Here is a 10,637-nt window from a genome sequence, read left to right as displayed (position 1 = left end):
ACGCGGTGGCCGCCCTGCGGGCGGTCTACCACGATGCCGACAGCCCCGTGAGCTGCAAGCCCGGCACCACGGATTGCGCCGACCCGAACCGGACGAACAACACGCCGGTGCCGACGTCGATCCTGAGCGTGCTCGACTCGCCGAAGAGCATCGGGACCATCCCGGCCCTGGTGTCGCTCGCCGTCAACCAGGTTTCGGCGCCGGTGCTCTCCGTTTCCTTCACGATCCAGATGGGGAACCCGATCAGCGGCCTGCAGGACGTGGACATGCTGCTCGGGATCTCCGCAAAGAAGGCGGGCAAGCCGGTGGAAGGCCTGATGGCCTACCGGACGACGCTGAACGCCAACGAGACCGCGTTCTACTACTCGACGGACTTCCCGACCGGAGGAACGCAGTTCTTCGACTGGAACAACAACGAGACGATCGAGAACCCGACGACGTTCGTCGGCGACATCAACCACGTCAATGACTACCGGTTCGAGACCATCGTGTGGTCCGACCTCACCGCGGGCGCCACTCGGAACCTCGCGCTGCACTCGCCGTGGAACTTCGACTCCAACAACGGCGGATTCGTGACCGGCCTCAGCTCCGACACGAACCGGAATCCCCCGAGCCCCATCGCGAACTGGGGCGAGGACGAGAACTTCAACGGCGTCCTCGACGGAACGGAGGACCGGGACCCGATCAACGGATTGCTCGACCAGAACTGGAGCACCGCCGGCGGCTGCGGTTGGCAGACGAAGGGCGGGAACACCTACGGCGGCATCTGGCACACCGGCAGGATCGGGGACCCGACGGCCGAGACCTGCATGGTCGACGGCGCCGACCCCGGCCAGTGCCAGCGCTCCGAGGTTTACGCGGGCACGGACTTCATCCGCCACTGGTGGGAGCTCCTCGAGACCCCGGTGATCCAGAAGGTCCACCCGCAGACCGATTCCGAGGGACGGCCCGTGTACCGCACCCAGTTCACCAACTGGGCGTGGAACATGGAGATGGACATCGCCGACTCGTCCCTCACCCAGCTGACCTGGGAGTTCGACACGGACACCGACAAGATCTCCCCCGTCAGCCTCACGACGGACGGCACGGTGTTCGACGCGCTGACCAGCCTCTTCGGGCCGGTGTCCGGCGGCAACTCGCCTCTCACCAACGGCTTCCCGGTGTTCGCCGACTTCACGGACCCGGGCACCGCCAACTCGAAGAACGGAGTGGTCGGCGGCAACCACGAGGGCAAGAACGCCTGCTACTTCGAGCAGTCCGACACCCGCTCCGGCCCGTACGGGTTCGCGCTCCCGCTGGACGACGATCTGCGCAACGGCTGGTGCAACAACCCGTCGAACGCGAACGACAAGCAGCAGTCGTGCACCTCGGCGAACGCGGCGGCCGTCTGTACCGCCCCGTACAACGGCATCTGCAACTTCGACGGCACCACGACCACCGACCAGTTCGTGTTCAAGAACGGCCCGATCCGCAACATGAACATGATCGTGGTCAACGGGTTCATCGAGGGGCGTTATTACACCCTCGAGGACACGTACGGCGACGACGGGGTCAACTACCAGGGCGCGCTCGGCTTCAACGTCTTCGAAGGATCCGCGTCGAGCCAGCCGGTCAAGGCTTACGGCGTCGGCGTGGACGACATGGTGGTGGAGTGGAAGGAAGTCCGCCTCGACGAGGACACCACCACGAACTGCGCGTCCTCGGGGTCCTGCGCCACGCTCGACACGTCGGTCAGCCAGACGTACACCGGCCTGACGGCGGTCGGGATCACCGTGACCGACGCCTCGCCCGGCAAGAACGGCAACAACGACTGCAACCACAACGGCGTCTACACCGACGTCGGTGATGCGCCCAGCTGCGGCGGCAACGCCAATCGCGACGTCTACGTGAAGGCCTGGTCCGATGCCGAGCTCGCCGGCGAGTGGATACTCCTCGACGAGACGTCCTCGGGCTCCGGGGTCTTCAAGGGGTCGGTGCCCGTGTCCTCGGCTTACGACTCGCCGGGCACGGTCTTCGTCCAGAGGTCCGGGACCCAGCAGCCGGTCGTGACGATACAGTACAACGATCCGGACGACGGCACCGGCACGCCCTGCAAGCAGGATCCCAACCCGATCCAGTGGGGGATCATCCAGTCGACGGTCCAGATCAACGTGCCCGTCGGCAGCGTGGTGGTCAAGGGCAGCCGGATCACCAACGACATCGGCAAGGGCGACGGCGACGGCTTCGCCGACACCAACGAAACGGTGAACATGTTCATCACCGTGATCAACAAGACGGGAAAGGACCTCACCAACGTCGTCGCGCGCCTCGCCAGCAACAGCACCTTCGTCGACTGCATCTTCTCCGACACGATCTCCATCGCGTCCATCGCGAAGGGTGTCACGACGGAGATTCCGACCCCGTTCAAGTGGAAGCTGGGGAGCACGGTGAACCGCCTCGCGGGTCACGAGAACGACGACATGCACGTGACGTTCAACGTGACGATCTCGAGCGACCAGTTCGACGCCCCGCTCGCCGCGCAGCAAGTCCTCCAAGACGTCGACCTCGACGCCAGCGGCGGCGGCTCCGCCTCGACCTTCTCCGAGAGCTTCGAGGAGGCCTCCGGTTTCGGCCTCTTCACCTCGATGTCGCTGGACTCGGGCATGAACAACAACGCCGCGTCCGAGGGCAAGCGGTGCCAGTACAACGACCCGGACTTCCCCAACACGGGCTCCTACGGCCAGACCTACTGCTACCTCGGCTTCGCCAACGACGCCGACAACACGTACGACTGGCACCTGCACACCACGTCCATGTCGGACGGCGGCCGCGCCTACGTCGGCAGCCAGTCGCTCCACTGGGGCTACCACCTCAACCCGGGCGACCCGAAGTTCGACGACTACAAGTTCTCCCAGATGGACGCCATCGTGACCGCGCAACCCGTGAACCTCGGCATGTTCCCGACCACGCCGGGGAACCCGGAGCTGACGTTCAAGCACCAGATCAACCTGATGGACTACCGCTACATCAACGCGCTCTTCATGCAGGCTCCCGACCGCGGCGTCGTCGAGATGCAGCTCGCCGACGCGGCGGGCAACCCCGTGGGACTCTGGCAGAAGATCAATCCTTACGAGAACGTCTACGACATCCAGCCGTCCACCAACTACATCAACTGCACGTTCGACCCCGACGACGACGGGAACAACGAGGACAGCTACTTCGACCCGACGGACCCGAACCGTACGTACGGCCCGTCGTCGACCTGCTTCCCCGAATTCAACTTCGGATCGCAGGGCTGGACGGATTACGCCACCGGCTTCGTTCAGGGGAACGTGAACCGCGCCTCCGACGACCCGGTGGGCCTCAAGGGGAGCATCGACCGCGGGACCTGGGTCCAGACGAAGTTCAACCTCGAGCGGTACCGCGGCCGCCGGGCGAGCGTCCGGTTCCTCACTTCCACGATCAAGATCTACGACTACACCGACCCGATCAGCCTCAACTTCCCCAGCGGTCGCTGGAACGACGACGGGTGGTACATCGACGATGTCCAGATCTCGAACACCTTGACGTCCCCCACGACCATGGTGGCGGACACCAAGAACAACAGCGCGCTCCCGGCCTGCCCGGCGAATTGCACGTCGGTGACCGCGAACCTCACGGCGTCGCCGACCACCACCCTCGCTCCGGGCCAGCCAGTCACCCTGGATGCCAGCACCTCCGCCGCGAGCGCTTGCATCGGCGGGGTGCTGCAGTACCAGTTCTACGTCAACGCCGTATTGGCGCGGGACTGGACGGACAACGCGTTCTTCACCGACACGCCGCTCGTGGACACTGCCTACGACGTGACGGTCCGCTGCTCGACCGCCACGAGCTGCACGGCGACGACGCTCGGCACCAAGGGGAGCAACGCTCACCCCGCGCACGTCAACTGTCCGGGTACGGGCAACGACAAGTGGCCGAGCCCGTTCATCGCACAACCGTACAACCCAGGCGGCCCGCTGCACGTCGACAAGACGGGCGGACTGGGTGGCGCGGAGCCGGACCAGAATCTGACGGTGTCGTGGGGCACCAACCCGTCGTGGTCGGACGTGATCCGGGGCGACCTCAACGTGCTCCGGGCCACCTCGACCTTCACGGGCTCCGTCCTCGACAAGACTTGCGACAAGAACGCGAAGTCGCTGGTCGACAACACCGTTCTCCCGACGGGAAGCGCGTACTACTTCCTCGCGCGCGGCTCGGCGTGCAACGTCACACCGTTCTCCTTCCTGAGCATGGACTCGTTCCAGGCGAAGGTCTGCAGCAACAACGCCAGCCGCGTCTGCCGGCTCACCGCGGACTGCGTCTCGCCCGGCACCTGCACGGTCGCGATGCCGATCGACACGCTGATCAGCGCGGACCCGAATTCCTGCCCCTGATCCTTAGGGATTAAGGACGTTTCCCGGAAGGGGGAGGGACCTCAGTCCCTCCCCCTTCTTCTTTTCAGGAGGGTTCGATGGGTGTCGACGACGCGAGCGGGGCCCGACGGCCGCGGGTCCCAAGGCGGCTCGGGCGGGACGGCGACCGGTCAGAAGAGCGCGGACGGGTCGCTGCCGAGCAGGTGCTCGCGAGCGCGCCTCGTGGCGCGCCGGCCTCGCGGTGTCCGGTCGAGGAACCCGATCTGCAGCAGGTACGGCTCGTAGATGTCCTCGAGGGTGCCCGGGTCCTCCCCGACCGCGGCGGCGAGCGTGCCGAGACCGACGGGGCCCCCGTCGAATTTCTCGATCACGGCGCTCAGGATCCTCCGGTCCACCTCGTCGAGGCCGAACCGGTCGACCTGGAGCCGCTCCAGCGCCTCGCTCGCGGTCCGCTCCGCGATGGTCGTCTCTCCGGCGACCTGGGCGAAGTCGCGGACCCTGCGAAGCAGCCGGTTCGTGATTCGGGGAGTTCCCCTCGAGCGCCGCGCGATCTCCCCCGCCCCTCCGGGATCGAGGGGAACGCCCAGGATCCCGGCCGAGCGCCGGGCGATCTTCGCGAGATCGGCGGGGAGGTAGTAATCCAGGTGGTGGACGATCCCGAACCGATCGCGGAGCGGTCCCGATAGAAGGCCGCTGCGCGTGGTCGCGCCGACCAGGGTGAACCGCTGGAGGTCCAACCGTACAGTGCGGGCGTTGGGCCCCGTGCCGATCACCAGATCCAGGGCGAAATCCTCCATCGCCGGGTAGAGGATCTCCTCCACGACGTGTCCAAGGCGATGGATCTCGTCGATGAACAGCACATCGCCCGGCTGGAGATTGGTCAGGATCGCGGCGAGATCGCCGGGCCGCTCGATGGCGGGGCCGGAGGTGACCCGAATCTGACTCCCCATCTCCCGCGCGATCACGTGCGCCAGCGTCGTCTTTCCGAGTCCGGGAGGGCCGTAGAGCAGCACGTGATCCAGCGACTCGTCACGCTGACGCGCCGCCTCGAGGAAGACCGAGAGGTTCGCTTTCAACGTCTCCTGTCCGACGTACTCCGCGAGGGTGCGGGGACGGAGCGTCGTATCGAAGGAGGCATCGTCGCCCTCGGCCTCGCCTCGAACCAATCGATCGTCGGGCACGCTCTCACCACCTATCGGACGAGCCCGCGAAGGGCGGCCTTGAGCACGAGCTCGATCGTGGCGGCTTCCCCCAGTTCCTCCAGAGCGCGATCCACCCCCCGGATCGCGGCGTCGAGGGAGTACCCGAGATGCTCGAGGGCGACGATGGCGTCGGATCGGATGCCTCCGTCGCGCGTCTCCCTCGGAACGGCGGACGCGCCACCGCCCGCACCCCGCCCGCGTCTCGGGCGGGCCTCCCGCTCGATCCGGTCCCGGAGCTCGAGGATCATCCTCTCCGCGGTCTTCCGTCCGATGCCCGGGATCCGCTCGAGCTGGCCCCGGTCCGCCTCGCGGACCGCCCGCTCGAGATCCGGGACACCAATCCCGGAGAGCACCGCCAGGGCGGTGCGCGGCCCGACGCCCGAGATCCCGATCAGCCGCTCGAACGTCCGCCGCTCCTCCGGGCTGGCGAAGCCGAACAGGAGAAGGGCGTCCTCCCGAACGTAGGTGTAGACGTGGAGCGTGACCGCCTCCCGTTCGCCCACCCGCAGCGCGTAGAAGGTGCTCAGGGGAATCTGGAGGGAGTAGCCGACGCCCCCGACGTCCATGACGACCGAGCCCGGCGAGCACTCTGCGATGGTTCCGGTGAGTCTGCCGATCATGCTCGCGCGCGCCCCCGGCCGTTCAGGCGGCGGCATCATAGCATGGGCCCGGGGGCGGGGATCAGCGGCGCCGGGCCGCCGCGCGCGAGACCGCGGCGCGGTAGCGAAGGGTGGCCAGATGGCAGAGAGCGACGGCCAGCGCATCGCTCTCGTCGGCGACGCCGGAGCCGGTCCATCCCCCGCCGAGGAGGCGTCTCACCATCTTGCGAACCTGCTCCTTGTCGGCGCGCCCGGCACCCGTCACCGCCAGCTTCACCGTGGCGGGAGTGTACTCGGTCACCGGTATCGAGGCGGCGCCCAGCGCCGCCAGAACGACGCCGCGCGCGTGGGCCAACTGGAGAGCTGCCCGCGCGTTGGTGCCGTGAAACGGCGATTCGACCGCGGCGGCGGACGGCGCCAGGCGTCCCAACAGGCTCCCGAGGTCCTCGAGGAGCCGGTGCAGGCGGTCCGGGAAAGCCGCGCGAGACGGGAGGCGGAGCACGCCGCAATCGATCAGCACCGGCTCGTTTGCGGTGCCGCTCACGAGTCCCCAACCCGTGCGGAAGGATCCCGGGTCGACGCCGAGAACGCGAAGCGGCTCCGCCATCACCGGCCCCGGTGGGAGAGGTCCCCGAGGGGCGTCAGGAGACTTCCGCCTCGAGATCCGCCTCGTCGAACTCGAGGTTCGCGTAGACGTGCTGGACGTCGTCTTGATCCTCGAGCGATTCGAGGAGCTTCAGGCATTGATGGACGCGCTTCCCGTCGACGTGAACGACGTTCTGCGGAGCCATGACGACGCCGGACGTGAGGGTGGGAACACCCGCCTTCTCCAGCGCCTCGCGGACCGCGTTGAGGGCGGAGGGCGAGCACGTCACCTCGAAGGTGTCTCCGTCCCTCCCCAGGTCGTCGGCGCCCGCTTCGAGGACGATCTCCAAGAGACGGTCCTCCTCGACCGCACTGGCCGCCAATGTGAACTGCCCCCGCTTCTCGAACATCCAGGAGACGCTGTTGGGCTGGCCGAGATCGCCGCCGTGCTTCGTGAAGATGTGCCGGATCTCCGGCGTGGTGCGCATCTTGTTGTCCGTCAGGATCTCGACGTAGACGGCCACCCCGCCGGGTCCGTACCCCTCGTAGACGACTTCCTCGTAGGTGACGCCGGGGAGTTCTCCCGTCCCCTTCTGGATCGCCCGCTTGATGTTGTCCGCGGGCATGTTCGCCGCCTTGGCGTCGGCGACGGCCGTCCTGAGGCGCGGATTCCCCGTTGGGTCGCCACCCCCGATCCTCGCCGCGATGGTGAGTTCCTTGATGAGCCGCGTGAAGATCTTGCCCCGCTTCGCGTCCAGGGCCGCCTTCTTGTGCTTGATCGTGCTCCACTTGGAATGACCGGACATGCCGCACCTCGCCGCTCGATGGGGCCATTGTAGCACAGGCTTTCGGACCGTTTCGGTCCCGGGCGCGAAACCCGGCGCCGTCTCGCCAGCCCGAGTCCCGGCGGGACGTGGCGCTCCGGCTCGGGGCCCGACACCTTCCGCCGCGCAGGACGGGCGGTCCGCCCGATGAGGAGTGCGCGCCGTGGAGCGCCGTGGCCGGGACGTTCGGCGCCCGGCGTCCGTCAGGGTCAGAACGTGTATCGCACGCCGATCTGCAGCGAGGTTCCGCTGTACCGGATGGACCCACCCTTGACGTAGTAGAAGCCCGGATCGAGGATCCCGTCCGCACTGACGGGCACGAAGCGGGTCCCGTCCGAACCGACGTAGTCCTTCCACTTCGCGTTGTAGGCCTGCATGTCGATGTTCCTGAGGAAGACGCACTGACGGGGATCGGAGATGGAGCAGATCCCCGGAGGGGCCGCGGCGCCCTGGAAGACGTCGGGGTTGATCTTCCGGCCGCCGTCCACGAGTCCGCCGTTGGGGATCAAGACCGGACCGTAGACTGCGGTGGCGATGGGGGATCCCTGCTGCGCCTGGCGGTTGGGCAGGGAGATTCCCAGACCGCTCGAGCCGTTGAAGCCGATGGTGAACGCTCGCGACGAGGTCACGTACCGCAGATCGGCATAGATCGCCCACTTGCGCTTCAGGCTGTACTCCATCCCACCGACGGCGTGCCATTCGAACGAGTTGTCCGCGACGACCTTCCCGCCGCTCAGCGCGACGAGGTCCGAGGCCGCCGGAGCCTGGGGCTGGGTCGCGGGGTACGGCGACAGGCGAGTCTGTCCGCCGACCAATCCATCCATCCGCCGCGAAAGCGTGTCCAGCCCCGAGCTGGGCTCGAAGCCGACCATCGTGTAGCCGGCGCCTAATCCGAGATACGGATTGAGCCTCGCCTTGGGGCGGAAGCGTGCGATCGCGGTCACCTGGAGCGGGATCTGCGTCATCTTCCCGGCCTGGACCTCGAAGACGGTGTACTTGTGGCGCTCGATCGGCGCGATCACTGTGCCGAGGAACTCGGCCTGCATCTCGATGGCGCCGACGTTGCCCGACTGATATCCCGCCGAGCCCTCGACCACGAAGAAACGGTTGACCGCGTACTGGATCGTCGCCATGACGCGCGGTGCCGTGCGGATCTCCAGGTCACCGAGGGCGGCGTTGTCGTTCCGCGGATCCTCGATGTAGTTGACGAATTGCTCGTTCTGATCGACGATCGTCAGAATGTTGGCCGAATCGCTGGAGACGACGTCGCGGGTGTTGAACTGGCCCGCCGACAGGCTCACCCGGATCTTCTTCTCGACTTCCTCGGCGCTCGCCGGGAGCGACAAGATCAGCGCGACCGCACACAACACGAACACCCAGGAACCCAGGCTCCGTTTCTTCACGGCGCTCGTCTCCGCGCATCGGCGGAACCAGTGGCCGCGAGGGCGCACGTCCGGCCGCCGACGATGAATCGTGTTTATACTGTGGCCGTCGGGTCGGGGTCAAGATCCCGTCGTCACGTTTGCTGCGAATCTTCCGCGCCCTTCGCGACTCTCGGCGCGGCGGTCGGGAGCGCCCGCGCCCAGCCGGAAAACGAAGGGCCCGCCTTTCGGCGGGCCCTTCTCGGAGAACGATCCCGGCAACGTCCTACTCTCCCACGCAGTTGCCCGCGCAGTACCATCGGCGCTGAGGGGCTTAACGACCGTGTTCGGAATGGGAACGGGTGTGACCCCCTCGCTATGGTCACCGGGAAACTGAATCGTCAGGGATGCGCAATGCCACGGAGCATTGCGAATGATAAGGACAAGATCCATGGTCAAGCCTCACGGCCGATTAGTACCGGTAAGCTGAATGCGTTGCCGCACTTACACCTCCGGCCTATCAACCTCGTCGTCTCCGAGGGGCCTTTAGCCGCTTTCGCGGAGGGATACCTCATCTCTGGGAGGGCTTCGTGCTTAGATGCCTTCAGCGCTTATCCTTTGCGGACACAGCTACCCAGCGCTGCCCCTGGCGGAACAACTGGAACACTGGAGGTCCGTGGTTTCCGGTCCTCTCGTACTAGGAAACCATCCCATCAAGTATCCTGCGCCCACCGTAGATAGGGACCGAACTGTCTCACGACGTTCTAAACCCAGCTCACGTACCGCTTTAATCGGCGAACAGCCGAACCCTTGGGACCTACTTCAGCCCCAGGATGCGATGAGCCGACATCGAGGTGCCAAACCTTGCCGTCGATGTGAACTCTTGGGCAAGATAAGCCTGTTATCCCCGGCGTACCTTTTATCCGTTGAGCGACGGCCCTTCCATACAGAACCGCCGGATCACTAAGCCCTGCTTTCGCACCTGCTCGACTTGTGGGTCTCGCAGTCAAGCGCCCTTTTGCCTTTACACTCTGCGGCTGATTTCCAAACAGCCTGAGGGCACCTTCGGGCGCCTCCGTTACAATTTAGGAGGCGACCGCCCCAGTCAAACTACCCACCAAGCAGTGTCCCCGGACCGGATTCACGGCCCTGGGTTAGAACCCCAGAGCCACAAGGGTGGTATCTCACTGTTGGCTCCACGCAGGCTAACGCCCACGCTTCAAAGCCTCCCACCTATGCTGCACATGCAGCACCGAAGTCCACTGCCAGGATGTAGTAAAGGTGCACGGGGTCTTTCCGTCTAACGGCGGGAAACCGGCATCTTCACCGGTGCTACAGATTCGCTGAGCCGCCCACCGAGACAGCGCCCAGATCGTTACGCCATTCGTGCAGGTCGGAACTTACCCGACAAGGAATTTCGCTACCTTAGGACCGTTATAGTTACGGCCGCCGTTTACCGGGGCTTCGATTCAGAGCGTTGCCTTGCGGCTAACCCCTCCTCTTAACCTTCCGGCACCTGGCAGGCGTCAGACCCTATACGTCGTCTTTTTTACTTTGCAGAGTCCTGTGTTTTTAGTAAACAGTCGCCTGGGCCCATTCACTGCAACCCCTTCAGGCTCCGGACGCGAGGTCCTTCACCCTACCGGGGCACCCCTTCTCCCGAAGTTACGGGGCTATTTTGCCGAGTTCCTTA

At 65.9% G+C, this 10,637-nt stretch carries 6 protein-coding genes and 2 rRNA genes (1 of these 8 only partly in view); 1 reads left to right on the top strand and 7 read right to left on the bottom strand.

From position 1 onward, the window contains the following. Positions 1-47: 47 nt before the first annotated feature. Positions 48-4,394, top strand: coding sequence for a hypothetical protein (locus LAO51_16355; GenBank protein ID MBZ5640314.1), 4,347 nt, complete (start codon positions 48-50; stop codon positions 4,392-4,394). Positions 4,395-4,543: 149 nt separating this feature from the next. Here LAO51_16355 and ruvB read toward each other — a convergent pair whose 3' ends face one another. The 7 genes from ruvB to LAO51_16320 all read right to left on the bottom strand — a co-directional run. Further along, entirely contained in the window at positions 4,544-5,554 is a 1,011-nt protein-coding gene (gene ruvB / locus LAO51_16350; GenBank protein ID MBZ5640313.1) for a Holliday junction branch migration DNA helicase RuvB, read from the bottom strand. Positions 5,555-5,565: 11 nt separating this feature from the next. Next, on the bottom strand, positions 5,566-6,195 hold the full coding sequence (gene ruvA, locus LAO51_16345; GenBank protein ID MBZ5640312.1) for a Holliday junction branch migration protein RuvA: 630 nt from the start codon (positions 6,193-6,195) through the stop codon (positions 5,566-5,568). A 61-nt stretch (positions 6,196-6,256) separates the two neighbouring features. Further along, positions 6,257-6,781: a crossover junction endodeoxyribonuclease RuvC gene (gene ruvC, locus LAO51_16340; protein ID MBZ5640311.1), complete on the bottom strand. Its 525-nt coding sequence runs from the start codon at positions 6,779-6,781 to the stop codon at positions 6,257-6,259. Positions 6,782-6,815: 34 nt separating this feature from the next. Then, positions 6,816-7,565: a YebC/PmpR family DNA-binding transcriptional regulator gene (locus LAO51_16335; GenBank protein MBZ5640310.1), complete on the bottom strand. Its 750-nt coding sequence runs from the start codon at positions 7,563-7,565 to the stop codon at positions 6,816-6,818. Positions 7,566-7,792: 227 nt separating this feature from the next. Beyond that, positions 7,793-8,986 carry an outer membrane beta-barrel protein gene (locus tag LAO51_16330; GenBank protein MBZ5640309.1) on the bottom strand — a complete coding sequence of 398 codons (1,194 nt, stop codon included), beginning with the start codon at positions 8,984-8,986 and terminating at the stop codon, positions 7,793-7,795. A 231-nt stretch (positions 8,987-9,217) separates the two neighbouring features. Further along, positions 9,218-9,334, bottom strand: a 5S ribosomal RNA gene (gene rrf / locus LAO51_16325). A gap of 61 nt (positions 9,335-9,395) precedes the next feature. Further along, positions 9,396-10,637 (bottom strand): 23S ribosomal RNA (locus LAO51_16320); it runs 1,775 nt beyond the window's last position.

This window comes from Terriglobia bacterium (assembly GCA_020073205.1).
Lineage (GTDB): Bacteria > Acidobacteriota > Polarisedimenticolia > Polarisedimenticolales > JAIQFR01 > JAIQFR01.
The sequence above is the reverse complement of the archived record's forward strand: the minus strand, read 5'-3'. Positions and strand labels throughout refer to the sequence as shown.

What these genes read in the sequence shown, in the direction of transcription:
- ruvA (MBZ5640312.1), bottom strand. Translation starts at nt 6,195, where the DNA reads ATGATCGGCAGACTCACCGGAACCATCGCAGAGTGCTCGCCGGGCTCG.
- ruvC (MBZ5640311.1), bottom strand. Translation starts at nt 6,781, where the DNA reads ATGGCGGAGCCGCTTCGCGTTCTCGGCGTCGACCCGGGATCCTTCCGC.
- LAO51_16335 (MBZ5640310.1), bottom strand. Translation starts at nt 7,565, where the DNA reads ATGTCCGGTCATTCCAAGTGGAGCACGATCAAGCACAAGAAGGCGGCC.